Origin of the sequence: Tessaracoccus sp. O5.2, from assembly GCF_964266725.1 — a bacterium.
Classification (GTDB): Bacteria; Actinomycetota; Actinomycetes; order Propionibacteriales; family Propionibacteriaceae; genus Arachnia; species Arachnia lapidicapta.
Window position 1 is genome coordinate 120228 of sequence record NZ_CAXWGV010000012.1, and the last position, 25540, is coordinate 145767.

Consider the following 25540-nt stretch of genomic DNA (forward strand, 5'->3'; position numbering starts at 1 on the left):
GAGCATGAATGAGAAGCCCGAGATCGACTTCCCCGGCGGCGAGCCGCCCGCAGACCTGGAGATCACCGACGTCGTGGTGGGTGACGGCGCCGAAGCCAAGGCCGGCGACCTCGCGCACGTGCACTACGTCGGCGTGTCTTTCAGCTCCGGTGAGGAGTTCGACTCGTCGTGGAACCGCGGCGCCCCGCTGTCCTTCCCGCTGGGTGCCGGCCGCGTGATCCAGGGCTGGGACCAGGGGATCCAGGGCATGAAGGTCGGCGGTCGACGCCAGCTCGTCATCCCGGCGCACCTCGCTTACGGCGACCGCGGCGCCGGTGGCGTGATCGCGCCCGCGAGACGCTGATCTTCGTGTGCGACCTCGTCGGCCTGAACTGAGCCGCGACAATCCGTTCGCTGAGGTCGCGCCCGGTGCGTAGCACCGCGGCGAGTCTCGAAGCCGACGCCTTCCCGTTCGCTGAGGTCGCGCCCGGTGCGGAGCATCCGGGCGAGTCTCGAAGCCGACGCCCTCCCGTTCGCGGAGGTCGCGCCCGGTGCGAAGCACCCGGGCGAGTCTCGAAGCCGACGCCCTCCCGTTCGCGGAGGTCGCGCCCGGTGCGAAGCACCCGGGCGAGTCTCGAAGCCGACGCCGCAGGCGTCGATCCCCTAACCCCATCCCTGAAGGTGCGGGGAGCCGTGACCCGTCGCTCGGGCGGCCCTTGTGGCCGGGTGTTCTGTTCAGGTGAACGGCTGGCTGGGGTTGAGTAGTCGAGGCCGCCCGAGCGTCGGTTCCCGTCTCCCCCCACTGGTTCCGGCGGTGGCGTGGCCGGGTTCGGGTGCGTGCCGGTGGGGCGGCCCTGGGTCGGGTTTGTCTGGGCGGGACGCCAGTTGGGTGATCGTCGGGTTGGGCATCACTGCGCGCAGCCGCCCCACCGTCCCGCCCTCTCTCTCGATGGCTGAGGTCGCGCTGCACCGTTCGCTGCGGTCGCGCTGCACCGTTCGCTGCGGTCGCGCCGACCCCGTTCGCTGCGGTCGCGACCACCGATCGCTGAGGTCGCGCCCGACGGCGGAGCCGTCCGGGCGAGTCTCGAAGCCGACGCCGCAGGCGTCGACCCCCCAACCCCGCTCGCTGAGGTCGCGACCACCGTTCGCTGAGGTCGCGCCCGACGGCGGAGCCGTCCGGGCGAGTCTCGAAGCCGACGCCGCAGGCGTCGATCCCCCAACCCCGCTCGCTGCGGTCGTGCCTGTCCGCTCGCTGAGGTCGCGCCCCGACGGCGGAGCCGTCCGGGCGAGTCTCGAAGCCGACGCCGTAGGCGTCGAGCCCCAAGGGTCGTCAGGTGCCGTCGCCCCAGATGGCGGCGGAGCGGTGGATGAGGTCGTCCAGGTCCGGCCGGCCAGCGGCGGACAACTCCGTCTCGGGCGGGTCGACTTCCGCTGGGTCGGTGTCTGGCGGGTCGTCTTCTGGGCAGGGTGGTGCCCCGGCGCGGATCTGTCGGAGCCGGAAGCGGCGGTGTTGCCGCGGGCGTCTGGCGGGATCGATGTGTCGTGGTGGGGTGAACCACGGCAGCCCGGTCACCGGGTCGAGGTGCACCCGCCATTGTGATTGCTCGGACTGCAACGGGTCGGGCTCCACCAGGCGATGGTGGTGTGGGCAGAGCAAGACCCCGTTTCCTAGCCGGGTGTCCCCGCCCTGCCACCAGGGGACGATGTGATGTGCCTCACAGCAGGCGGGGGTGGCGGTGCAGCCGGGGAACGCGCAGCCGCCGTCGCGCTGCACCAGCGCGGCCCGCAGGCCGGGGGTGAACATGCGGTAGGTGCGGCCGACATCCAGCAGCCGGGATGGCCCGCCGAGGACGACGGGAATGATGCCGGCGTCGCACGCCAACCGGCGGACCTCCCCGGCGGAGAGGCCGTCGATGTCGTCGACCCCGATCAGCCCGGCCTTGCCGAGGCCGGTGGTGAGGGTGTCGAGGTCGAGGGTGACATGCACCTGCGGCCGATCCCCACCATGCGCCGGCAGAGCGCCACTCGAGGCAGCCTTCTGGATCAGTAAGACCAGCGCATCCGCCCGACGCGCGTCCCGCGACGCGGCCTCACCGTTGGCGGTGTAGCTGGACGCGTCCGGCATCAACGCATCCAACTGCGCGCTCAACAACGCCGCGTCCGCGACCGGCAACTGTCCGGTGATGCGCATCGACCGACTGCCGCACCCCCTCCACAACAGCCTCCGCGGCGGCCAGCTTCGCCTCAAAGGGATCTCGGGCAGCGATACTTCGCCGCGCTCTGGGACGCCGTCGGCACGCTCGACGGCGACGCGGCCAGGACTGTCGACCGGCTGGGTGGGCTGGTCGAAGCGGCTGGCGCGGGAGGCGCTGACAATTTCTGAGCCCTGGCTAGGGGAATCGACGCCTGCGGCGTCGGCTTCGAGACTCGCCCGGACGGCTCCGCCGTCGGGCGCGACCTCAGCGAACGAGTGGGCGCGACCTCAGCGAACGGGTTGTCGCGACCTCAGCCATCGAGCGAGGGGGCGGGAGATCGACGCCTTCGGCGTCGGCTTCGAGACTCGCCCGGACGGCTTCGCCGTCGGGCGCGACCTCAGCGAGCGAGGTCGGCGCGACCTCAGCGAACGGACCCCCCCACCGGCACGACACGCCGTCGAACTCCGCCACCAACGCCCTAAACCGCCCCCGAGCCCGAGTGCGGCTGCCATCCGTGCTGCGCTCGGGGGATCGACGCCTGCGGCGTCGGCTTCGAGACTCGCCCGGACGGCTTCGCCGTCGGGCGCGACCTCAGCGAACGAGGTGGCGCGACCTCAGGAGCGGTGGTCAAGGGATCGACGCCTGCGGCGTCGGCTTCGAGACTCGCCCGGACGGCTTCGCCGTCGGGCGCGACCTCAGCGAGCGGGGTGGCGCGACCTCAGCGAACGAGGTGGCGCGACCTCAGCGGACGGCGCGGGCGCGGCCGCTAGTCGTGCTGGATGTCGACGACGATCCGGGCCGGGTCCGACAGGGCGAAGACGCGGTAGGCCGTCTCGTCATCCAGGCCGATCAGAATCTGCTGCTGGGCCTCGAAGAGCCCGCCGAACACCACCTCCTTCACCACCTCGAGCCCCTCCCCGTCGACAGGGGCGCCCGAGTAGCGATCGGGCGCGTCCGTGGTCCAGTCGATCCCGAAGACGCCCAATTGCAGGAACGCGTCCCCCTCGACGTCCATCGGCTCTCCCGTCGGGTCCTGGACGGCCTCGTCGGTGAAGCCCGCGAACCACCCCAGAATGGGGTCGCTCCCAGAGAGGTCCAGCACCACGCGGTCATAGCCGTCGTGCAGCCCGACCCGGACACCCACGATCTCCTGGCCGACGGCCGGCGCACCGGCCGGGGGATCCTGGCGGGCGGGTCCGGTCTGCCACGGGTGGAGAGCCGGGTCCACGTCGTCTGGGGTGGGTGAGGAGGGAGATGCGGTGGGGCCCGCGGGTGGGGTGGTGGTCCCCGGCGGACCCATCGATGAGTCGGTGGGGGAGGCCGACGTCGGGGACGGATCGGCCGGGGCCGTCGTGGAATCAGATGTGGTGGGCGAGGCGGCGGGGGTGGAGGTGGAGCCGGTCGGCTGCGTCGGAGCGGAGGTTCCGTCCGTACAGCCGGCGAGCAGCAGCACCACCGCGGCTGTCGCGGCTGCTGCGCGTCGCATGGTTCAACGGTACGCCCGCCGGCGCCCCATAGCTACGGCGGATTTCCGCCCGCTACACCCCGGCGGTCTCGTCCGGCTGATGGATGCCGAAGACGTTGCCCTCGGTGTCGACGAAGTAGCCCTGCCACGCCATCCCGGTCAAGGGGAACTTGGGCATGGCGACCGTCCCGCCGGCCTCCTCGATGCGACGTGCGGCGGCGTCGAAGTCGTCGACCTCCACCGTCAGAACCGCCCCCTGCACGGTGCTACCGGCGGGGGGATTGGCGCCCTCGCGCTGCGTGACGGCCCCGCTGATCCCCGGCTGCCCCTCCTCGTGGGTGGTGAGAGGGCCAGAGGCGCGATGCCCCTGGCCCTGTCGACCACCGATGAGGGTCAGCCGACCGTCAGCGCCTCGTCGACCTTGATGTCCTCCAGCGACTCGCCGATCCGCATCTCGTAGAACGAGCGGTAGACGAAGTATGCGGAGGCGAGGAAGAACACGGCCGCCAGCGTCGTGGTCAGCCCGCTGCCGTTCTGCGCGCTCAGGCTCACGGCCAGCTCGACGGCGAGGAGCCCGAACAGGGTTGTGAACTTGATCACCGGGTTGAGCGCGACCGAGGAGGTGTCCTTGAACGGATCGCCGACGGTGTCGCCCACGATTGTCGCGTCGTGCAACGCAGTGCCCTTCGCGTGCAGGTCGACCTCGACCAACTTCTTCGCGTTGTCCCAGGCGCCACCGGCGTTGGCCATGAAGATCGCCTGGTAGAGGCCGAACAACGCCATCGCGATGAGGTAGCCGATGAAGAAGAACGGCTCGATGAACGCGAACGCGAGCGTGGAGAAGAAGATGCCCAGGAAGATGTTGAACATGCCCCGCTGCGCGTACTGCGTGCAGATCTGGACCACGCGCGACGAGTCCTCGGCGCTGGCCCTCGTGACACCGTCGAGCTTGATGTTCGCCGCGATGAACTCCACGGCCCGGTAGGCGCCGGTGGTGACCGCCTGCGTCGAGGCCCCGGTGAACCAGTAGATCACCGCGCCGCCGACGAGCAGGCCGAGCAGGAAGGGTGCGTGCAGCAGCGACAGCTTCTCGACGTCGTGCTCCAGCCCGCCCGTCAGGCCCATCATGATCGAGAAGATCATCGTGGTGGCCCCGACGACGGCCGTGCCGATGAGGACCGGCTTGGCGGTGGCCTTGAACGTGTTGCCGGCACCGTCGTTGGCCTCGAGGAGGTACTTGGCGCGCTCGAAGTCCGGCTTCTGGCCGAGGTCGCGCTCGAGCTCCTCATGGATGCCGGGGATCTCCTCGATGGTCGACAGCTCGAACACCGACTGCGCGTTGTCCGTGACCGGCCCGTAGGAGTCGACCGCGATCGTGACCGGCCCCATGCCGAGGAAGCCGAACGCGACCAGACCGAAGGCGAACACGGCCGGCGCCAGCATCAGAGCGGCCAGGCCCATGGTGGAGATCCAGTAGGCGATGGCCATGAGCCCGGCGATCGCCAGCCCCAGCCAGTAGGCGGAGAAGTTGCCGGCGACGAACCCGGACAGGATGCCCAGCGAGGCTCCGCCCTTGTTCGCCGAGATGACGACCTCGCGGGTGTGCTTGGCGTTGGTCGAGGTGAACACCTTGACCAGCTCGGGGATCAGCGCGCCGGCCAGGGTGCCGCAGGACACGATGAGCGACAGCTTCCACCACAGGCCGTCCGATTGGCCGCCCAGCAGCAGCGCCGAGGTGAGGAACGTCAGGCCCAGCGAGACCAGGGAGGTGAGCCACACCAAGCTGGTGAGCGGGCGCTCGAAGTCCATCTCGTCGGCATTGCCGTAGCGGGCGCGGGTGAGGGCGCCGTTGATGAAGTACGAGGCGCCGGAGGCGATGACCATGATGGTGCGGATGACGAACAGCCACACCAGCAGCGTGATCTGCATCGTCTGGTCGGGGACGCCCAGCAGGATGAAGGTGATGAGCGCGACGCCCGTGACGCCGTAGGTCTCGAACCCGTCGGCGGAGGGGCCGACGGAGTCGCCGGCGTTGTCACCGGTGCAGTCGGCGATCACGCCGGGGTTGCGGGCGTCGTCTTCCTTGATCTTGAACGCGATCTTCATGAGGTCGGCGCCGATGTCGGCGATCTTGGTGAAGATGCCGCCGGCGATGCGCAGCGCCGACGCGCCGAGCGACTCACCGATCGCGAACCCGATGAAGCACGCGCCGGCGATCTCGCCGGGCAGGAACACCAGGATGATGAGCATCATCGCCAGTTCGACGGAGATGAGCACCATGCCGATGCTCATGCCGGACCGCAGCGGGATGTCGTGCGCGGGGTAGGGCTTGCCGGTCAGGGCGCCGTAGGCGGTGCGGGAGTTGGCGAGCGTGTTGACGCGGATGCCATACCACGCGACGCCGTAGCTGCCGGCCATGCCGATGAGCGAGAACAGGATGACCACCGCGGTCTTCCCGACGCTGAACCCCACCAGGAACAGGTAGTAGATGACGATGATCGTCGCGATGAAGGCCCACAGCAGCAGGAGGAATCGGCCCTGCTGCTTGAGGTAGGTCTTGCAGGTGGTGTAGATGAGCTCGGCGATCTCGCGCATGGCCGCGTGCGCCGGCATGCGGCGCAGCTGCGTGTAGGTCATGACGCCGAACGCCAGGCCGAGCGCGCAGACGATCAACCCGAGTCCGAGCAGGACGTCGCCGGGGAGCCCGAAGAAGGTGACGCTGCCGAGATCCGGCAGCTGGAGGTTGGCCTCGCCGCCCACCTGGTGTTCGCCCGGGGCCGGGCCGTCGTTCTGGCACGCGGTGAGCCAGAGTGCTGTCATGGATGCCAGCGCCACCCCGCCCCACCGGGGCAGGCGGCGTGTGGCCCTACGTTCGGATGCTGTCAACTGCATCTCGACCTCTTCTCCTCTGAAACAGGTCAGCGGTAAGCCGCCGTCACCGGTCATCCTACGCACGGTAGTAGGTGGATCGTCCGGGGGTTGGTTAGAACAAAGTCAGGCGGCCACGGTGCCGGCCCGGGTCACGACAAGGAGCTGGCCCGGGAGGTCTCCCGGGCCAGTGGAACATGTCAGGATGCGGCGCTCTCGATGCGTTCGAGGGCCGACAGCCAGCGTTGCGCGAGCGCGTCGGTGTCGGCGTCCTGAGGCAGGTGGTCGTGCACCAGTTCCAGCTCGGTGGCGGCGCCGATCGGGCGCATGTGCAGGTCCACGAGGGTCCGCGGCGCGCCGTCGCTGGCGTGCCAGGAGAAGCGGATCTGTTCCTTGGGGTGGAAGCTCCGGGTGACCCCGTAGGTGCCATCGGCGGCCCGCCAGTCCTCGCCCTTGTTGCCCAGATTGCCGCCCTCGCCGAGCAGCGCCTCTGCTCCGTGGGGTTTCATGAGGACCGCCCAGACGCTGTCGAGCGGATGGTCGACCACGCGGGTCACCTTCACGCTTCTCGGTTCGGTGGTTTCCTCCATGGTGTCCATGACTGACCTCCTGATCGACCGGGCAACGCCTGCGGTGCCCTGGTGCGACCCAGCGTAGTACCGCGGGCACGGGCCCGACAGGGGGGAGGGGGAGTTCGTGGTCGATGGAGTCGCTGGTAGGGGTTTCGCCCACCGTGGCCCGTTCACGCTATACGCTGCGAGCCATCAGACGGTCTCGCCGGCGAGCTCGATCCCCGGTCCCTCCGGCGTGGCTGAAAGGGGCAGGCATGAGTGCAAACCCGATCACGACGCTGTCGCTCGTGGCTCCGCTCACCGGCGTGTTGGTGCCGCTGGACCAGGTGCCCGACCCGGTGTTCGCCCGCAAGATGGTGGGCGACGGGATCTCCATCGACCCGCTCAGCAACGTGCTGCTCTCGCCGGTCTTCGGCGAGGTGGTCGACGTACAGCCGTCCGGGCACGCGGTCACGGTCCGCAGCGACGACGGCCTCGAGATCCTCATGCACATCGGCCTCGACACCGTCCGGCTCGTCGGGGAGGGATTCCACCCCCGGGTGAGGGAGGGCGCCCGGGTCGCCGCCGGTGACCCGCTCATCGAGTTCGACCTCGACGAGGTGGGCCGCAAGGCCAAGAGTCTGCTCACGCAGATCGTCATCACCAACTCGGAGGTCGTGGCCCGCATCGACGCGGCGACGGGGCTGGTCACGGCAGGTATCGACGTCGTCGCCACCGTTGTGCTGGCCGACCCCGCCGACGGCGCCGGCGAGTCCTCCGGGGCGGCCCGGGCCGCCGCCTCGGACGCGGTCCTCGTCCCGAACCCCACCGGCATCCACGCGCGCCCGGCGGCCACGCTGGCCGCGCTGGCGAAGCAGTTCCACTCCGACGTGCGGTTGAGGCGCGGGGACGACTCCGCCAACGCCAAATCGATCGTCTCGGTCATGGGCATGGCCGTCGGCTACCGCGAGAAGGTGACGTTCACCGCCCACGGCCCGGACGCGGAGGAGGCCGTCTCCGCGCTCGCGCAGGCGGTGCGCGACGGGCTCGGCGAGGACTGCCCCCCGTTGCCCACCGAGGAGGCGACGGCCCGCCGCGGCGTCGTGGAGCCGGAACCCGATGCCGTGGCAGCCGTGCCGGAGCCGGCGGGGCCCCGGTCCGGGGACTGGAACCTCCTGCTGGGGGTCGCCGCCTCGCCCGGCCTGGGAATCGGCCGGGTCGTACAGCTGCGCCGCGACGACATCGTCGTCGACGAGGTGGCCGACGACCACCACATCGAGCGCCGCAAGCTCAACGCGGCCATCGACCGGGCGCTGCTGGACCTGTCCGCGCTGGAGAAGCGGCTGCACGACGAGTCGTCACCCGACAAGGCCGCCATCTTCGCGGCGCACCAGGAGATCCTCGCCGACCCGGACCTGCTCGACCTGGCCGCCAGCGCCATCGACAAGGGCAAGTCCGCGCCCTTCGCCTGGCGCGGCGCGTTCACGGCGTTCGCCGAGCAGTTGTCGGGGCTCAGCAACGAGGTGCTCGCGGGTCGCGCGAACGACGTCCGCGACGTCGGCCAGCGCGTGCTCGAGGAGCTGACCGGCCAGCGCGCCGAACGGGCGGAACTGCCCGAGAACTGCATCCTCATCGCCGAGGACCTCACCCCGTCGGACACCGCCCAACTGGACCGCAGCCGGGTGGTCGGGTTCGCCACCACGAGCGGCGGCGCGTCGAGCCACGTGGCCATCATCGCCCGTTCGCTCGACATCCCGGCGGTGGCCGGCATCGAAGAGCGGGCCATGGACATCGCCGACGGCGCCCTGGTGGTGCTCGACGGGACCGCCGGGTCGCTGAGGATGAACGTCACCGACGACGACGTGGCGCAGATCCGCGTCCGTCAGGAGCGCCTGGCGCAGCGCAAGGCCGAGGAAGAGGCCCGCCAGGACGAGCCCGCGGTGACCCGGGACGGTCATCAGGTCGCGGTCGTCGCCAACATCGGCGGCGTCGAGGACGCGCGCCGGGCCATGGCCACGGGCGCGGAGGGCGTCGGCCTCCTGCGCAGCGAGTTCGTGTTCATGGGCCGCGCCACCGCACCCACGGAGGAGGAGCAGGCCGCGGTCTACGCCGACTGCGCACGGGCGCTGCGGCCCGGGCAGCCCCTGGTCATCCGCACACTCGACGTCGGAGGCGACAAGCCGCTCGCCTACCTGCCGATCCCGAAGGAGGAGAACCCGTTCCTCGGGGTGCGCGGCGTCCGCGTCGGACTCGAACAGCCGGAGGTCCTGCGCACACAGCTGCGCGCCATCCTCGCCGCGGCGGACGAAGGCGCCGCGCTGCACGTCATGTTCCCGATGATCGCCACGATCGACGACTGGCGCCGCACGAAGGCCATCGTCGACGAGGAACGCGCCGCCCACGCGCCGGACGCACACGTCAGCGTCGGGATCATGATGGAGGTGCCGTCCGTGGCCGTCATGGCGAAACAGTTCGCCGCGGAGGACGGCTGCGACTTCTTCAGCGTCGGGACCAACGACCTCACGAGCTACACCCTCGCCATGGACCGGGGGCATCCCAAGCTCGCGGCCCAGGTCGACCCCTGCAACCCGGCGATCCTCACGCTCATCGGCGGTGCCGCCGAGGCGCTGCACGCGCGCGGCAAGTGGCCGGGGGGTCTGCGGGTCCGTCGCATCGGATCCCCAGGCCGTGCCGATCCTCGTCGGCCTGGGGGTGGACGAGTTGAGCTGTTCCATCCCGGCCATCCCCGCCGTCAAGGCCATGGTCCGCGCCTACGACCTCGCTACCTGTCGAGACCTGGCCGCCCGCGCGGTCTCCTGCTCCACCCCGCAAGAAGTCCGGGCCCTCGTGCCCATGGACGAGAGCTGAGAGGGATCCGGTCATGAGCACTGCACACGACATCGTCCAGGCCGTCGGGGGGGGCGGGCAACATCGTCTCGCTCAGCCACTGCGCCACCCGGCTGCGCTTCCAACTGCGCGACGCCTCGGGGGTCGACGTGCCCACCGTCGAGTCCATCAAGGGGGTCATGGGCGCCGTGCCGCAGTCCGGCGAACGCTTCCAGGTGATCATCGGCGGCGCCGTGCAGAACGTCTACAACGAGATCAACTCCCTGCCGGAGATGGCCGATCAGAAGCCGCTCAGCGACGAGGAGATCAAGGCCGCGGCGCGGGCGGGCGGCGTCCGGGGCCGGTTCGACTGGATCGACTCGTTCTTCGAGTTCTTGTCGGACTCCTTCCGCCCGATCCTCGGGGCCCTGCTGGGCGCCTCGCTGTTCATCACGTTCATGTCGCTGATGAGCACCCTGGGCGTGATCGGGAACTGGGCCGACCCGCGGGTCACGCTCCCGCCGTCGTGGCAGTTCATGAACCTGCTGTGGCAGTCGGTGTTCGTGTTCCTGCCCCTGATGGTGGCGTACAACGCGTCCAAGAAGCTCGGCGCGGATCCGTGGGTGGGCTTCGCGATCATGGGCCTGGTGATGCTGCCGGGGTTCACGGCGCTGGGCGGGATCGGGGAGGCCTACCAGGCGACGGTCGCCGGCAGCGAGGTCACGCTCATCGACATCTTCGGCGTGCCGCTGACCATCTTCAACTACTCGTCGCAGGTCTTCCCGCCTCTGCTGATGGCGGCCGTCCTCGGCCCCCTTTACCGGATCCTCAAGCGGATCATCCCCGAGAACCTGCATCTCATCTTCGTGCCGTTCCTGTCGATGCTGATCATGCTGCCGCTGACGGCTTTCCTCATCGGCCCCATCGGCGTGTACGTCGGCGCGGGGCTGGCCTCGGTGCTGCAGGCGATCAACAGCTTCTCGCCGTTCATCTTCGCCATCGTCATCCCGCTCGCGTACCCGTTCATGGTGCCGCTGGGCCTGCACTGGCCCATCAACGCCATCATGCTGCTCAACATCTCCCAGAACGGCTTCGACTACATCCAGGGCCCCATGGGCGCCTGGAACTTCGCGTGCTTCGGCGCCACCGCCGGCGTCCTGTTCCTAGCCTGGAGGGACCGCGACATCCAAATGCGGCAGACGGCCACCGGCGCGCTGGCAGCCGGTCTCCTCGGCGGCATTTCGGAACCGAGCCTCTACGGCATCCACCTGCGGTTCAAGAAGATCTACCCACGCCTGCTGGCCGGCTGCCTGGTCGGCGGCGTCATCATCGGCTTCGGCGGTGGTCTGAAGACCAGCGCCTTCGTCTTCACGTCCCTGCTCACCATCCCAGCCTTCGACAATATCGGGCTCTACGCGCTGGCGATCGGCGCCGCGTTCCTCACGTCGATGCTGCTGGTGATCTTCACCGACTACCGCACGGCTGAGCAGAAGGCCGCGGCCCGTCGCGGCGGCGTGGACGCCGTCGCGGAGCCGACGCCCGAGCCGCGGGTCATCGTCGTCGACGACGTGCAGGTCAACCAGGCCCGCCAGTGGGTGACCGCACTGGGCGGCGAGGAGAACATCGACGGCGTCGAGTGGATCGCCGAGACGCGCGTGCGTGTCGGGGTGAAGGACGACTCGCTCGTCGACGTCGAGGCGCTGCAGCGCGCCGGTCTGGCGGGCGCGGTCCGCGTGGCGCCGAACGTCTGGCACCTCGTGGCCGGGCTCGAGGCGGAGCAGTACGCCGAGGGGATACGCCGCCGCGTCGCCTCCGCCTGACCCGGGGCCTAGAGTGTGGACCATGTCAGCAGAGCCGCTGGAGATCCACATCATCGCCGACTCGACCGGGGAGACCGCGGCCCGCATCGCCCGGGCCGCGATCACCCAGTTCCCCACCCGCGAGTTCAGCATCGTCCGCCACCGCAAGATGAACTCGACGGCGGCGCTCCTGCGCGCCCTGGAGGCGGTCCGCGACAGCGCGGCCCCGGCCGCGGTCTTCTTCACGCTGGTCAACGAGGAGCTGGCCGACCTGGTGCGCAACTTCTGCCGCGACGCCGACATCCCCTTCGCCGACCTCATGACCGACGCCATGCACGCGCTCGAGCGGATCACCGGCATCGAGGCGGATCAGGTGGCGATGCGGCCGCCGGGGGTGGAGGCCGAGTACTTCGTCCGGATGGCGGCCATCGACTTCGCCGTCCGCATGGACGACGGCTCCATCCCGGCAGCGCTCAAGGAGTGCGACATCTGCCTGGTCGGGCCGTCGCGATCCGGGAAGACGCCGTTGTCGATCTACCTGGCCTACCTGGGGTACAAGGCGGTCAACGTGCCACTCGTGCCGGGGATCCAGCCGCCCTCGGAACTCTTCGAGCTGGAGCGGTGGCGCATCGTCGGCCTCACGATGGACGCCGAGCGCCTCCTGCTGATCCGCGGTCAGCGGGTCAAGGGCATGGGAGGCTTCGGCACCAAGGACGGCTACGCGGACCTCGTCAAGATCTACGACGAGCTCGACGAGATCGGCCGCTGGCACCGCAAGCTCGGCTGCCCGGTCATCGACACCACGGGGGTGGCGATCGAGGAGGCGGCCTCGCGGATCACCGACATCGTCGACGAGCGGGCGCGGAAAGTGGGGGCGCGCCTGCGCCGCCCGCCGGGCATCGTCCGGGCGGGATCGCACTACCGGCCGTGAACTTCACCCCTAGCCCGCGCGTGTTCTGTGGCGGGTCTAGTCTGGTCCGCGGAAGGGGACATCGAGGTCCCCAGGGTGTTGTCGAAGGAGATATCCCCAGCATGAGTGACGATCGTTACATCTACGACCTCTCGGAAGGTGACGCCACGATGCGTCACCTTCTCGGCGGTAAGGGCGCCGGCGTCGCCGAGATGAACCGCGTCGGGGTCCCGGTCCCCGACGCCTTCACGGTGACGACGACGGCGTGCGTCCAGACCATGAAGCGCCGCGGCGAGTGGCCCGAGGGCCTGGCCGATCAGGTGGCCGAGGGGCTCAAGCGCCTCGAGGAGCGCACGGGCCGCACGCTCGGCGGCACCGAGAAGCCGCTGCTCGTGTCCGTCCGCTCCGGCGCCGTCCACTCCATGCCCGGCATGATGGACACCATCCTCAACCTCGGCATCTCCGACGAGTCCGTCGAGGCGGTCGCGGCCGAGTCCGGCAACGAACGCTTCGCGTGGGACTGCTACCGCCGCTTCATCCAGATGTACGGCGAGGTCGTCGAGGGCGTGCCGCAGCACCTCTACGAGGACGCGCTCAGCGAGCTCAAGCACGCGCGCGGCGTCGCGCAGGACACGGACCTGAGCGCCGAGGACCTCAAGCAGCTCGTCGGGACGTTCAAGGAGATCTCCAACGAGCACCTGGGCGGCGAGTGGACGTCGGACCCCGTGGAGCAGCTGAACCGCGCCATCGACGCCGTGTTCAAGTCGTGGCTGAACCCCCGCGCCGAGGTGTACCGCCGCGCGAACAACATCCCGGCCGACCTCGGCACCGCCGTCAACATCATGCAGATGGTGTTCGGCAACCGCGGCGACACCTCCGCCACGGGCGTCTGCTTCACCCGCAACCCCTCCACCGGTGAGAAGGCGCTCTACGGCGAGTTCCTCGTCAACGCGCAGGGCGAGGACGTCGTGGCCGGCATCCGCACCCCGCGGCCGCTGGAGGAGATGAAGGAGGTGCTGCCCGAGGCCTACGACGAGCTCATCGCGACGATGCACAAGATGGAGCAGCACTACAAGGACATGCAGGACATGGAGTTCACCGTCGAGAACGGCAAGCTCTACCTGCTGCAGACCCGCAACGGGAAGCGCACGGCAGCCGCGGCCCTCAAGGTGGCGTCGGACCTCGTCGACGAGGGCGTCATCTCCCAGGAGGAGGCGCTGCTGCGCATCGAGCCCGCACAGCTCGATCAGCTGCTCCACCCGGCCATCGACCCCAGCCACGGCAAGGACGCCATCGCGCAGGGCCTGCCCGCCTCGCCCGGCGCCGCCGTCGGTGAGGTCGTCTTCGACGCCGACACCGCAGCCGAGCGCGGCGGTCGCGGCGAGCCGGTCGTGCTCGTGCGGTTCGAGACCACGCCCGACGACATCCACGGGGTCATCGTCGCCCAGGGCATCCTCACGGCGCATGGCGGCATGACGTCGCACGCGGCGGTCGTGGCCCGCGGCATGGGCAAGCCCTGCGTCGCGGGCGCCCAGGGCATCCGGATCGACCCCGTGGGCAAGACGCTCACCATCGGCGACCGCGTGATCCGCGAGGGCGATGTCATCACCCTCGACGGCACCGAGGGCCTCGTCTACGGCGAGGCGCTCGACCTCATCCCGCCGCAGATCAACGAGGACTTCCAGCGGGTCGTGCAGTGGGCCGACGAGGTCCGCAACCTCGGGGTGAGGGCCAACGCCGACAACTTCGAGGACGCCTCGAAGGCGCGCGAGCTCGGCGCCGAGGGCATCGGGCTGTGCCGCACCGAGCACATGTTCATGGCGCAGGACCGCCTCCCGGCCGTGCGCAAGATGATCCTCGCCGAGACGCCGGAGCAGCGTTCCGCCGCCCTGGCCGAGATCCTGCCGATGCAGCAGACAGACTTCGAGAGCATCTTCACCGCCATGAAGGGCCTGCCCGTCACGGTCCGTCTGCTCGATCCCCCGCTGCACGAGTTCCTGCCCAACCTCGTCGAGCAGTCGCTGCTGGTGCAGCGGCTGGAGCTCCAGGGCGGCGACGAGCAGGAGTTGGGCGAGGCCCGCGCGACCCTGGCGCAGGTCAAGCGGCTGCACGAGCAGAACCCGATGCTCGGCACCCGCGGCTGCCGGCTGGCCATGCTCTACCCCGAGATCCCGGACATGCAGGCCCGCGCCATCGTGCGCGCCGCGCTGGCCGTCCTGGACCGCGAGGGCGAGACGGTCGGCGTCGAGATCATGATCCCGCTCGTGGCGCTGACGCAGGAACTGGACGCGCAGCGGGCGGTCGTGGTCGCGGCGGTCGAGGACGAACTGGCGAAGGCCGGCCGGACGCTCGAGTACACGGTCGGCACCATGATCGAGCTGCCGCGTGCGGCGCTGGTCGCGGACAAGATCGCCGAACATGCCGACTTCTTCTCGTTCGGCACCAACGACCTCACCCAGACCACCATCGGCATCTCCCGGGACGACGCCGAGAACGGTTTCCTCACCCAGTACGTGATGGACCGGGTGCTCGAGCGCAACCCGTTCGAGTCGATCGACGTCGAGGGCGTCGGCCAGCTCGTGCGGATGGGTGTGGAGAAGGGCCGGTCGGTCAAGCCGACGCTCAAGACCGGCGTGTGCGGTGAGCACGGCGGCGACCCGGATTCGATCGAGTTCTTCAACTCGGTCGGACTCAACTACGTCAGCTGCTCCCCGTTCCGCGTGCCGATCGCCCGGTTCGCGGCGGCGAAGGCGGTGCTCAAGCAGCGCTGACGCGACCATCGACGCCGGGCCGGGTGGACGACCGGCCCGGCGTCGTCGCGTCCGGCAGCTTCGGCCTGTCGCGGCAGGATGCGTGACGGATGGACCCCCCATCCGCGACAATCGTGGACGAGCCGATTCTCAGGAGGAACCATGTCCGAGCAGCCCGGATTCCGACAGCCCGACTCCCAACCGACGCCGGAGCCGCAGGCCTCGGATCCCTACGCCACGCCGGCGCAGCCCGGCTACGGTCAGCCGGCACAGCCGGGGTACGGCCAGCCGGCGCAGCCCGGCTACGGCCAGCCTGAGCAGCCGGGGTACGGCCAGCCGGCGCAGCCGGGATACGCGCAGCCCTACGGTGCGTCGCCCGCCTATCCCTCCAGCGCCCCCGACGCCCCGCAGTACGGGCAGTACCCCACCGAGCCGGGCCAGGCCCCCTACGGCCAGGGCCCCTACGGCGCCTCGTACGGGCAGGATCCCTACGCGCAGAGCCCCGCGCCGTACGGCGGCTACGGCCAGCCCGCGTACGGCTACGGTCAGCTCCAGCCCGAGCACCCGCAGGCCACGACCGTCCTGATCCTGGCCATCCTCGGCTTCTTCGTCCCCGTCGTGCCGTTCGTCGCGTGGTACATGGGCGGGCAGGCCAAGAAGGACATCGAGGCCGGCGCCCCCTACCAGTGGGACGGACAGCTGAAGATCGGTTACCTCATCGGCAAGATCCTCAGCATCCTGCAGATCGTGTCGGTCGTGCTGATCGTCGTGTGGTTCGTCTTCATGATCGGCCTGTTCGCCACCACCGGCTACTGACCGACATGCGACGGGGCCGGGGCGACACATCGGTCGCCCCGGCCCCGTCGTGTGTGGGTACCGGTGTTAGTCGTCGCCCTCGTCGACGATCACCTCGGGGGAGCGCACGAGGTGCACGATCGCGGCGGCCAGGCCGCCCCAGAGTGTGAGCATCGCGACGATCATCATGATCAGAGCAGTGGTGGTCATTTCGCCATGATCTCCTCGTACTTGGTGTCGAGAGCATCCTCGTCGACATGCGTGATGGTGGACCGCTTCCACGGCGTGGCCGCCAGTGCGATGGCGCCGACGACCGTCAACACGACCATGCCCCACCCGAACACGGCCAACAGGCCGGTCGGGTAGCCGCCGTAGGGCGTCGTCACCTTGGTGATGATCTCGGTGATGAGGATGTAGCCGAGGACGACCGGCACGACGATGCCCATGAGGACCAGCCAGACGCGGCCGAACCGGACGCTGGAGACGCGGTCGACGTGGCTCTGCAGCAGCGGGAGCTTCCGCAGGACCCAGGCCACGGCCACGACCATGGCGAATGCGCCCGCGAGGATGCCGAACTTGTTGATGAACTCGTCGGTGATGTCGAGGAAGTACAGCCCGGTGGTGGTGGGCAGCAGCAGCATCGACACGGCGGCCATCGGCAGACCGACGACGAGCGTCGACTGGAGACGGCCCAGGCCCAGCTTGTCCTGGATCGCGGCGACGACCACCTCGACGATCGAGATCATCGACGTGAACCCCGCGAAGACCAGCGACGCGAAGAACAGCACGCCCAGCAGGGGCCCGATGCCCGTCGACGACACGATGCTCGGGAAGGCGACGAACGCCAGGCCGATGCCGCCGGCGGCGACGTCCTCCATGCTCTGCCCCGTGGACTGCATGAGGAAGCCCAGGGTGGCGAACACGCCGATGCCCGCGAGCAGCTCGAACCCGGAGTTGGCGAAACCGACCACGAGACCCGAGCCGGCCAGGTCGGTGCGCCGGCGCAGGTACGACGAGTAGGTGATCATGATGCCGAACCCGACCGACAGCGAGAAGAAGATCTGGCCGTAGGCCGCGGCCCACACCGCCGGATCGCCGAGCGCCGCCCAGTTGGGCGTGAAGAAGGCGTTGAGGCCGTCGACGGCGCCGGGCAGGGTCACCGCCTGGACGACGAGGATGAGGAACATCACGAGCAGCAGCGGGATCATGACGACGTTGGCGCGCGAGATGCCGCGCTTCACGCCGAGCGCGATGACGCCGATCGTGAGGATCCACACGACGAGCATGGGGATCGCGACCTGGGGCACGAAGTCGAAGCCGACGCCCGGGGTCTCAGCCACCTGGAGGAACTCGCCCATGAGGAAGGCCCCGGGGTCGGCGCCCCAGGCCTCGGTGAAGGAGAAGAAGAAGTACATGGCGGCCCACGCCAGGATCGCGGCGTAGTAGACGCCGATGACGAAGCAGACCAGCACCTGCCACCAGCCGAGGGCCTCGGTCCACTTCTTCCCGGCGCGGCGCAGCGCCAGCGGCGGGGCGGAGCGGTAGCGGTGCCCCAGCGCGTAGTCGAAGAACAGCAGCGGGATACCGGCGGTCAGTAGGGCGACCAGGTAGGGGATGACGAACGCGCCGCCGCCGTTGGTGTAGGCGACGTACGGGAACCGCCAGATGTTGCCCAGGCCGACGGCGGAGCCGATCGCGGCGAGGATGAAGACGTTGCGCGAGCTGAAGACCTCTCGCGTCGCGAGCTTCGGTTCAGACATGTGCCTCCCTTCAGGGAGCGAGGTTGATGTGACCCGCGTAGCGTAGAACACCCCCGCACCGGCCGGTGGGAGGGGTCAGCATGCGGCGAGCCTCAGCGCACGAACACCGGGTGGTCCGGGGTCGAGCGGGCCTCGTCGTAGGTGTAGCCGTCGACGGCGAAGTCGACGATGCGCCCGGGGGTGCGCACCCGGTGCCGCACGAGCCACGCCGCCATGCTGCCGCGCGCCCGCTTCGCGTAGAAGCTCACCACGCGCGCCGTGCCCTGCCGGTCGCGGTCCTCGAAGCGGGGGGTGATGACGCGGGCGTCGAGCGCGTCGGTGTCCACCACGCCGAAGTACTCCTGCGAGGCAAGGTTGACCAGCACCGGGGAACCGGGGGAGTCGTCGAGGTCGCGGCGCAGCAGGTCCGTCACCCTCCCGCCCCACCAGTCGTAGAGGCTGCGGCCGCGCGCGGTGGCCAGCCGCGTGCCCATCTCCAGGCGGTGCGGCTGGATGAGGTCGAGGGGGCGCAGGACGCCGTAGAGCCCCGACAGGATGCGCAGGGTCTTCTGGGCCTCAGTGAAGTCGCGCTCCCCGAACGTACCGGCGGCCATCCCCTGGTAGACGTCCCCGTTGAACGCCAGCACCGCCGGACGCGCGGTGGCGGCGGTGTGCTCGGGCGTGAACTCGGCGTACCGGGTGGCGTTGAGGTGGGCCAACTCGTCGGAGATGTGCATGAGCGCGGCGATGTCGGCCGGCGACTTGCCCCGCATGACGTCGATGAGGGCCGTCGTCTCGTCCAGCAGCCGCGGCTCGCTGTGCTTGCGGGTGGGGAGCCTGGACTCGAAGTCGAGCGACTTCGCCGGCGACAGCACGGTCAGCATGCGCCGAGTCTAGCGACGCACTGGAGGGGGCAGACCGCGCGATCCGGTGCCCGGCGCCCGGGTGCGGGCGCTCAGGCCTCCGTGGAGTTCGTCGAGATGCCCGGGGCTCCCTCGTGGATGATCTTGCCCGGGTTGAGGTTGCGGCCCGGGTCCACGCCGTCGAACAGCGCCTGCTGGATGAACACGCCCGCCGGCGAGATGTCCTGGTCCATCCAGGGGCTGTGCTCCTCGCCGACGCCGTGGTGATGCGACACCGTGCCGTGGTTGTCCATGAACGACTGCTGGATGACGCGCTTGGCGTGGTCGTAGGTCTTCTCCGCGTCCGGGGACGAGTCGGCGATCGCGAACGTGAAGTACTGGCAGGCGCCCGAGTGGTAGGAGTGGCTGAGGTGGCAGAACACCACGCCCCGCACACCGATCTCGTCCATCGCCCGCTGGAAGGCTGCGACGGTGTTGGTGTGGATCTGCTCGGCGTACGCCCACGGCGTCGACGTCTCCGACACGTCCGCGACGAGGCCGCGATCCAACATGAAGTCCCGGATGTAGGGGGTGTCGTACTTCTTCTGGTCGTACAGCGACCCGGGGCCCTTGCCGACGCCCATGCCGCCGTGCCGGCGCACGATCTTGGACACCAGGCCCTTCTCGTAGCGCACGTGCGTGGGCGACCCCTCGAAGCCCACGAAGCTCATGGCGATCTTCTCCAGGTCCCAGCCCTTCTGGAGCATGATCTTCTGGATGGCCTTGCTCGACAGCGATCCGAGGCGGCTCGACTTCTTGCCGTTGGCCATGATGTATTGCGTCTCGATGGCGTCGGAGACGCGCGCCATCATGACGGCGGCGTCCGATTCGACGATCTCCTGGCAGGCCTTCAGGCCGTCCTCGTAGGTGGGGAAGAAGTACGCCTGGATCTCGCGCACCTCGGGGATGCGGTGCACGTTGACCCACGCGGAGGTGATGATGCCCAGGCGCCCCTCGGAGCCCAGGACCATCTCGCGCACGCTGGGCCCCGACGACGTCGACGGCAGTGGCCGCAGCGTGAGCACGCGCCCCGGCATCACCATGGTGAGGCCGCGGCAGATGTCGGCGATGTCGCCGTACTTGTCCGACTGCATGCCCGAGGACCGCGTGGCGATCCAGCCGCCCAGCGTCGACCAGACGAAGGAGTCCGGGTGGTGGCCCATGGTCCAGCCGCGGGCGCGCAGCTGATCCTCCATGTCGGGGCCGAAGACGCCCGCCTCGATGTGGGCCAGGCCGGACACCTCGTCGATCTCCAGCACCTTGTTCATGCGCCCGAGGTTCACGCTGACCACCTGGCGGTGCTCGTCGGGCTTGGCCTCCAGGGCCGCCACGATGTTCGAGCCCCCGCCGAAGGGGATGAGCACCCCGTCGGCGGCGACGACGGCGTCGACCAGGCGCTCGACCTCCTGCTGCGTGCCGGGGTAGACGACGACGTCGGGCAGCCGGCTCAGCCGGCCGGAGCGCACGCGGAGCAGGTCGCGGACGCCCTTGCCGAAGCCGTGCACCACGCGGGTCTCGTCGTCGGTCTGCACGAACCCGGCGCCGAGGACGGACTCCAGGTCGGCGCGCAGCGCGTCGCTGAGGCGCGACGCCGGGACGTCGAGCGACGAGAACGGCGGCACGGGGGCCACGGGCGCCGTGATGTCGACGCCCACCATCTTCTTCACGAACGGCGCGAACTTCGGCTTGTCCTCGTGGTGGTAGGCCTTGCCCTCCTCGCCCCAGCCCCACCACTTCTGCTGCTTCACGCCGTCGATCATCGGTCCTCCTGCTTGTCTGCCTGCTGTTTGGCGTCGTCCTCCAGAGCCGCGATCGGGGTCTTCCCCGCGCTCTCGAGGGCCACGGTGCGCTCGAACTCGGCCAGGGTCTTCCTGCCGTAGGCGCGCGCGGTGGTGTCGTGGAGTTCCAGCACCTGACGACGCATGCGCTCGTTGAACTCGTGGGCGATTTCGCCCGGGTAGGGGACCATGGGACGGCCGAAGACGACGTGCACCTCGGGGCGGCCCTTGGGCAGGTGCCGCTGCCGCGAGGGCCAGGCGTCGTAGGCGCCGACCAGCGCGACGGGCAGTGCGGGCACGCCGCGGGAGATGCACAGCGACGCCACGCCCGGCAGGAAGGGCCCCATGGCGCCGGTGCGCGACCTGGTGCCCTCAGGGAACAGCAGCAAGGGGACGCCCTCGCTGAGCAGCTGCGCCGACATGCCGCGCTTGCCCTTGCCGCCCTTGCCGCGGTCGATGGCGAAGGCGTTCATGAACAGCGACATCGACACGGACTTGACCCAGTTGTCGAAGAAGAAGTCCCCGGCCGCCCCGGTGGCGACGAACTTCGACAGCCGGCCGGGCATGGAGCTGAGGATGAGGGGGGCGTCGAGATGGGAGGAGTGGTTGCCGAAGACGACGAAGGCGCCCTCGAGGCTGTCGAGGTTGGCCAGGCCGTGGACGTGGATCCGCAGCAGCCTGAGGAGCGCAGGCTTGAGCAGCAGCATCTGCGCGGTCTGTCGGGTGGTGGCCTGCAGCCGCGACGTGTACCGGGAGTTGTCCGGCTCGACGTCTCGGGCCACGTCAGTGCCGCTTCCGCGAGGCGCTCAGCTTGCGGGAGAACCACCGGGTGAACGCCCGCGGCCCGTACTCGGCGATGAAGTAGGCGATCTTCCACTTCAGCGTCGGCACCGAGATGTAGCGGCCCTTCTCGGCGTCCGCCAGGGCGCCGCGGACCAGTGTCTCGGCGTCGATCCACACGATGCTGGGCAGCGACGTGGCCTTGATTCCGGCGCGCTCGTGGAACTCGGTGCGTACCCAGCCCGGGCACAGGGCCGTGGACGTCACGCCCGTGCCGCGCAGTTCCACGCCGAGCGCCTGCGAGTAGGTGGTGGCCCAGGCTTTCACGGCGGAGTAGTTGCCCGTGAAGATGGTGCCGGCGGTCGAGGAGACGGTGATGATCCGGCCGTGCCCTCGGGCCTTCATGGAGCGGGCCGCGGCGCCGCCGAGGATGAGGACCGCCAGGCACATGACGTCGAGGGCGCGGGCATGCACGTCGATGTCGGCCGGGTCGAGCAGGGTGGTGTGCAGGCCGAAGCCGGCGTTGTTGACCAGCAGGTCCACCGGGCGGGAGGGATCCTCGAGGCGCGCGGCGACCCGGAGCGCGTCCTCGCGGACTGCCAGATCGGCCGTGATGATCTCGACGTCGACGCCGTGGGCCTCGGTCAGTTCGGCGGCCACGGAGCGCAGGCGATCGGTGTCGCGCGCGACCAGGATCAGGTCGGTGCCACGCCCGGCGAGCTCCCGCGCGAACGCGTGCCCGATGCCGGAGGTACCGCCCGTGATCAGTGCAGATGCCATGAGTAGTACCGTACGCCACCCGCGCGGGTCCCCGCGATGCGGCCGCCACGGTGGCGCCGGGAGTCGTCCGATCCCGACAACGAGAAGCCCCGGCGATTGTGGGGGTGCCACAACCGCCGGGGCGTCGCTCAAGGGCTCAGCGGCCGATGATCTCCACGGTCTGCCGGGCCATCGCCAGCTCCTCGTTGGTCGGGATCACGAGCACCTTCACCGCCGAGTCCGGCGTGGAGATCTCGCGCGCCTCGCGGGAGCGAACCTCGTTGGCGGCGGGGTCCAGCGTGAGGCCCATGCCGGCGAGGCGCTCCACGACGGGCCCGCGGATGTGGGCCGCGTTCTCGCCGACGCCCGCGGTGAACACCAGCGCGTCGAGGCCGCCGAGGAGGGCCATGTAGGCGCCGATGTAGAACACGAGGCGGTGCACGTACACGTCGCGCGCGAGGATCGCGGCCTCGTTGCCCGCCTCGATCTGGGCGCCGACGTCACGCATGTCGGTGTAGCCGCACAGCCCGAGCATGCCGGACTGCTTGTTGAGGAGCGTGTCGACCTCGTCGGGCGTCATGCCGTGCGACGACAGGAACTTGTGCAGGCCGGGGTCGACGTCGCCTGAACGGGTGCCCATGACCAGGCCCTGCAGCGGCGTGAGGCCCATCGAGGTCTCGACGGCCGTGCCGCCGTGGACCGCGGAGATCGACGCGCCGTTGCCGAGGTGGCAGACGATCACCTTGAGGTCGGGGTCGCCCTGGCGGCCCAGGTAGTCGGCCGCCTTCTCCGACACGTACGCGTGCGACGTGCCGTGGAAGCCGTACTTGCGGATCCCGTGCTCCTTGGCCAGCTCCTGGTCGATCGCGTAGGTGTAGGCCTCGGGCGGGAGCGTGGTGAAGAACGCGGTGTCGAAGATGCCCACGTGCGGGATCTCCGGCAGCAGGTCCATGGCCGCCCGGATGCCGGCCAGGGCGGGCGGGTTGTGCAGGGGCGCCAGCTGCGAGAGCCGCTTGAGCTCGGCGATGACGTCGGCGTCGATGCGGACCGCCTCGCGGAACCGGTCCCCGCCGTGCACCACGCGGTGGCCGACGGCGACGACGCCCTGCAGGCCGGGGCCGAACTCCTCGAAGGCCGCGACGACGGCGCCGAAGGCGACGGTGTGGTTGGGGAACCAGCCTTCGCGCACCGTCTCCTCGTCACCGTGGCGGTGCTTGAGCTCGCCGGACGCCTGTCCGATACGTTCCACCAGCCCGGACGCGTGGGACTCGTGCGTCTCGGCGTCGATCACCTGGTACTTCATGGACGACGAGCCGCAGTTCAGCAGCAGGATCGGTGTGGGCACGGTCGGTCAGGGCTCCTTGATGTCGGTGAGGGGTCAGTGCTTCTGCGCCTGGATGGCGGTGATGACGATGGTGGAGACGATGTCGTCGACGAGGGCGCCGCGCGACAGGTCGTTGACGGGCTTGTTGAGGCCCTGGAGGACGGGGCCGATGGCCACGGCGCCGGAGGTCCGCTGCACCGCCTTGTACGTGTTGTTGCCCGTGTTGAGGTCCGGGAAGATGAACACGGTGGCGCGGCCCGCGACCTCGGAGCCGGGCATCTTCTTCTTCGCGACCACCTCGTCGACGGCGGCGTCGAACTGGATGGGGCCCTCGACCTTGAGCTCGGGCGCACGCTCGCGCACCAGCTGGGTGGCCTCGCGCACCTTGTCGACGTCCGCGCCGAAGCCAGAGTCGCCCGTCGAGTACGACAGCATCGCGATGCGCGGCTCGATGCCGAAGTTCTCGGCCGTGCGCGCCGACGAGATCGCGATGTCGGCCAGCTGGCTGGGCGACGGGTCGGGGTTGACCGCGCAGTCCGCGTAGACGAGCACGCGGTCGCTCATCGCCATGAGGAACGAGCCGGACACCACGGACACGCCGGGCATGGTCTTGATGAACTCCAGAGACGGCCGGATGGTGTTGGCGGTCGTGTTGACGGCGCCGGAGACCATGCCGTCGGCCATGCCGAAGTGCACCATCATCGTCGCGAAGTAGGACAGATCCGTGAGGGTCTCGCGGGCCTTCTCGATCGTCATGCCCTTGTGGGCGCGCAGCCGGGCGTACTCGGCGGCGAACTTCTCGATCAGCTCGGGGTCCTCCGGGTTGACGACGGAGGCGGCGGCCAGGTTCAGGCCCAGCTCCGAGGCGCGCCGGCTGATGCGGGCCGAGTCGCCCAGCAGGATGATGTCGGCCACCTGGCGCTGGAGGACGACGTCGGCGGCGCTGAGCACGCGGTCGTCGGCGGCCTCCGGCAGCACGATGCGCTGCTTGGCCGAGCGGGCCATCTGCATGATCTGGTGCTCGAACATCGTCGGCGTCCGGATCTCGGTGCGCGGCAGGTCGATGGCCGCGAGTAGGGCCGACTCGTCGACGTGCTGCTGGAACAGCGCCCGCGAGGCCTCGATCTTGCGCAGCGAGCTCGTGGAGGTCCCGCGGATGCCCTGCAGCGCGACGGCTGTCGGGAAGGTGTCGCCCTGCGTCACGGCGATGGGGAGGTCGATCTCGGAGTCCGCGAACAACTTCGACACCGACTCGGGCACCTCGAAGCCGCCCGTGAGGATCAGCGCGGCCAGCGGCCCGTAGTCGGGCGAGCGGTGGGCCATGAGCAGCCCCGGCAGCAGGTCGAGGCGGTCTGCCGGCACGATGACGGTCGCCTCGCGCTTCAGCCGCGTCAGGAGGTTGGGCAGCGTCATGCCCGCGACGATCGTGTGCAGCGACTCGTGTGTGCGGAAGTCCTGGTTGCCGAGCCAGTGCGTGGCGCCGACGGCGTCGAACTGGGCCCCGACCGACGGTGCGGTGAGCACCGGGTCCTCCGGCAGCACCGAGACCGCGACGTCGCGGACACCGCGAACAGCCTCGCGGAGCGCGTCGATCTGGTCCGGCGCGGCGTGCGTGACGATGATGCCGATGACCGTGTTGTGCTTGGCCTCGAACGCCTCGACGGCCGACTCCGCGGTGCGGGCGACCTGCTCGGCGGTGCGGCCCTGCGCCTTGACGACGTACAGCACCGGCGCGTTGAGGTTCGCGGCGATGACCGCGTTGTGCTCGAGCTCCATGGCGGTCTCGATGTCCTCGTAGTCGGAGCCGAGGACGACGACCGCGTCGTGGGACTCGGCCAGCGCCGAGTAGCGGGCGACGATGGTGTCGATCGCACGGCCGGAGTCCGCGGCGTAGTCGGCGTACGTGACCCCGACCGCGTTCTCGCGGGCCTGCCGGACGCCCTTGATGGACAACAGCGCGTCGATCACCGCGTCGTCGGCGGTGTTGAGGACCAGGGGCCGGTAGACGGCGATGGATCGCACCTGGCGCGCGAAGAGATCGATGAGGCCGAGCGCGATCGACGACTTGCTGACCTGCCGCTCCGATGAGGCAATGTAAACGCTTTTCGTCACAGTGGTCA

The 25540-nt window shown here is 69.8% G+C and carries 17 protein-coding genes and 3 pseudogenes; 7 read left to right on the forward strand and 13 right to left on the reverse strand.

All coding sequences use genetic code 11. From position 1 onward, the window contains the following. The first annotated feature begins 4 nt into the window (after nucleotides 1-4). Nucleotides 5-375 (forward strand): annotated as a pseudogene (locus ACFQPD_RS06555) (FKBP-type peptidyl-prolyl cis-trans isomerase). A gap of 934 nt (nucleotides 376-1309) precedes the next feature. Here the strand turns inward: ACFQPD_RS06555 and ACFQPD_RS06560 are convergent. From ACFQPD_RS06560 to ACFQPD_RS06580, 5 genes are all read right to left on the reverse strand, one after another. After that, nucleotides 1310-2227: a DUF222 domain-containing protein gene (locus ACFQPD_RS06560; protein WP_385899586.1), complete on the reverse strand. Its 918-nt coding sequence runs from the start codon at nucleotides 2225-2227 to the stop codon at nucleotides 1310-1312. A 713-nt stretch (nucleotides 2228-2940) separates the two neighbouring features. Beyond that, on the reverse strand, nucleotides 2941-3660 hold the full coding sequence (locus tag ACFQPD_RS06565) for a hypothetical protein (protein ID WP_153302381.1): 720 nt from the start codon (nucleotides 3658-3660) through the stop codon (nucleotides 2941-2943). A gap of 52 nt (nucleotides 3661-3712) precedes the next feature. Next, nucleotides 3713-3880, reverse strand: a complete 168-nt coding sequence (locus ACFQPD_RS06570) for a VOC family protein (protein ID WP_153302380.1) — start codon at nucleotides 3878-3880, stop codon at nucleotides 3713-3715. Nucleotides 3881-4032: 152 nt separating this feature from the next. Then, entirely contained in the window at nucleotides 4033-6459 is a 2427-nt protein-coding gene (locus ACFQPD_RS06575) for a sodium-translocating pyrophosphatase (protein WP_083196607.1), read from the reverse strand. A 248-nt stretch (nucleotides 6460-6707) separates the two neighbouring features. Beyond that, nucleotides 6708-7106, reverse strand: a complete 399-nt coding sequence (locus ACFQPD_RS06580; RefSeq protein WP_068752347.1) for an SRPBCC domain-containing protein — start codon at nucleotides 7104-7106, stop codon at nucleotides 6708-6710. 227 nt (nucleotides 7107-7333) lie between these two features. Here ACFQPD_RS06580 and ptsP point away from each other — a divergent pair. The 6 genes and pseudogenes from ptsP to ACFQPD_RS06610 form a co-directional block, all read left to right on the forward strand. After that, a pseudogene (ptsP, locus tag ACFQPD_RS06585) lies at nucleotides 7334-9649 on the forward strand (phosphoenolpyruvate--protein phosphotransferase); the annotation flags it as partial. Nucleotides 9650-9746: 97 nt separating this feature from the next. Continuing rightward, nucleotides 9747-9926 (forward strand): hypothetical protein, encoded by a 180-nt coding sequence (locus ACFQPD_RS06590; protein WP_385899654.1) that lies wholly within the window; start codon nucleotides 9747-9749, stop codon nucleotides 9924-9926. A gap of 13 nt (nucleotides 9927-9939) precedes the next feature. Beyond that, a pseudogene (locus tag ACFQPD_RS06595) lies at nucleotides 9940-11704 on the forward strand (PTS transporter subunit EIIC). A 22-nt stretch (nucleotides 11705-11726) separates the two neighbouring features. Further along, the gene (locus tag ACFQPD_RS06600) at nucleotides 11727-12614 is read left to right on the forward strand and encodes a pyruvate, water dikinase regulatory protein (RefSeq protein ID WP_353082940.1); all 888 of its coding nucleotides are present in this window, start codon (nucleotides 11727-11729) and stop codon (nucleotides 12612-12614) included. Nucleotides 12615-12715: 101 nt separating this feature from the next. Next, the gene (ppdK, locus tag ACFQPD_RS06605; protein ID WP_385899588.1) at nucleotides 12716-15364 is read left to right on the forward strand and encodes a pyruvate, phosphate dikinase; all 2649 of its coding nucleotides are present in this window, start codon (nucleotides 12716-12718) and stop codon (nucleotides 15362-15364) included. Nucleotides 15365-15505: 141 nt separating this feature from the next. Beyond that, nucleotides 15506-16159, forward strand: a complete 654-nt coding sequence (locus ACFQPD_RS06610; RefSeq protein WP_385899590.1) for a hypothetical protein — start codon at nucleotides 15506-15508, stop codon at nucleotides 16157-16159. Between the two features lie 66 nt (nucleotides 16160-16225). Here ACFQPD_RS06610 and ACFQPD_RS06615 read toward each other — a convergent pair whose 3' ends face one another. The 8 genes from ACFQPD_RS06615 to pta form a co-directional block, all read right to left on the reverse strand. Beyond that, a complete protein-coding gene (locus tag ACFQPD_RS06615) occupies nucleotides 16226-16348 on the reverse strand; it encodes a methionine/alanine import family NSS transporter small subunit (protein ID WP_353082934.1) in 123 nt (40 codons plus the stop codon). Continuing rightward, complete coding sequence (locus tag ACFQPD_RS06620; protein WP_385899592.1) at nucleotides 16345-17898, reverse strand: sodium-dependent transporter; 1554 nt, start codon at nucleotides 17896-17898, stop codon at nucleotides 16345-16347. The genes ACFQPD_RS06615 and ACFQPD_RS06620 overlap by 4 nt, the downstream gene beginning before the upstream one ends. A gap of 92 nt (nucleotides 17899-17990) precedes the next feature. Next, the gene (gene yaaA, locus ACFQPD_RS06625) at nucleotides 17991-18761 is read right to left on the reverse strand and encodes a peroxide stress protein YaaA (RefSeq protein WP_068752340.1); all 771 of its coding nucleotides are present in this window, start codon (nucleotides 18759-18761) and stop codon (nucleotides 17991-17993) included. Nucleotides 18762-18832: 71 nt separating this feature from the next. Beyond that, entirely contained in the window at nucleotides 18833-20539 is a 1707-nt protein-coding gene (locus ACFQPD_RS06630; protein WP_385899594.1) for an FAD-binding oxidoreductase, read from the reverse strand. Further along, a complete protein-coding gene (locus ACFQPD_RS06635; RefSeq protein WP_385899595.1) occupies nucleotides 20536-21339 on the reverse strand; it encodes a lysophospholipid acyltransferase family protein in 804 nt (267 codons plus the stop codon). The genes ACFQPD_RS06630 and ACFQPD_RS06635 overlap by 4 nt, the downstream gene beginning before the upstream one ends. A 1-nt stretch (nucleotide 21340) precedes the next feature. Beyond that, nucleotides 21341-22117 carry an SDR family oxidoreductase gene (locus ACFQPD_RS06640; RefSeq protein ID WP_068752337.1) on the reverse strand — a complete coding sequence of 259 codons (777 nt, stop codon included), beginning with the start codon at nucleotides 22115-22117 and terminating at the stop codon, nucleotides 21341-21343. A 136-nt stretch (nucleotides 22118-22253) separates the two neighbouring features. Beyond that, complete coding sequence (locus tag ACFQPD_RS06645) at nucleotides 22254-23441, reverse strand: acetate/propionate family kinase (protein ID WP_385899597.1); 1188 nt, start codon at nucleotides 23439-23441, stop codon at nucleotides 22254-22256. Nucleotides 23442-23474: 33 nt separating this feature from the next. Beyond that, nucleotides 23475-25532 carry a phosphate acetyltransferase gene (gene pta / locus ACFQPD_RS06650; protein WP_385899599.1) on the reverse strand — a complete coding sequence of 686 codons (2058 nt, stop codon included), beginning with the start codon at nucleotides 25530-25532 and terminating at the stop codon, nucleotides 23475-23477. Between the last annotated feature and the right edge of the window lie 8 nt (nucleotides 25533-25540).